This window comes from Neisseria flavescens, from assembly GCF_001618065.1.
In the GTDB taxonomy this organism is placed as follows: domain Bacteria; phylum Pseudomonadota; class Gammaproteobacteria; order Burkholderiales; family Neisseriaceae; genus Neisseria; species Neisseria flavescens_A.
In genome coordinates, this window is record NZ_LAEI01000057.1 from 1 (window position 1) to 634 (window position 634).

Annotated in this window: 1 protein-coding gene; it reads left to right on the forward strand. The window is 54.3% G+C overall.

Features of this window, described 5'->3' with window-relative positions:
• Positions 1-634, forward strand: a 634-nt coding sequence (locus tag TW89_RS08865) for a type VI secretion system Vgr family protein (protein ID WP_164836716.1), incomplete at both ends; no start/stop codon positions are given.

Here is a 634-nt window from a genome sequence, read left to right on the forward strand (position 1 = left end):
ACCTCGGCCATATCGTCGACTCAAATCGTGATAAACGCGGAGAGAACGGCGAAGGCTTCGAACTCAGAACCGACGGTTGGGGCGCGGTAAGGGCGGGTAAAGGCATACTCGTCAGCGCACAAAACCAGGACGCCAATGGCAAAGTGCTGAATATGGACGATGCCATCTCCCAACTCGAACAAGCACTCTCCCTGGCCAAAAGCCTGAACAAAGCCGCTCAAACCGCCAACAACCATAACACCGATGAAGAAACCCAAAGAGGCCGTCTGAAAGACGCCCTTAAAGACCTGAAAGAGGCCGGCTTAATCCAAACCGCTCCGGCCGGTATCGCTACCGCAACCGAGCAAAGCCAACTGCACACCGCCAATGAAAACATCCACCTGATCAGCGGCAATCATACCGACATTACCGCCGGTCAAAGCCTGACCGCCCATGCGGCAGAGAGCGTTAACCTGTTTGCCCAAAGCAGCGGCATCAAGATGCAGGCCAATCAGGGCAAAGTAGAAGTGCAGGCACAGAATGACGAGTTGCAGCTGAATGCACTGAAGGACGCAACGTTAACCAGCAGCGCGGGGAAAATCACCATAGCGGCGAAGGAAGAGATTCTGATTACCTGCAAAGGGGCGTATATCAA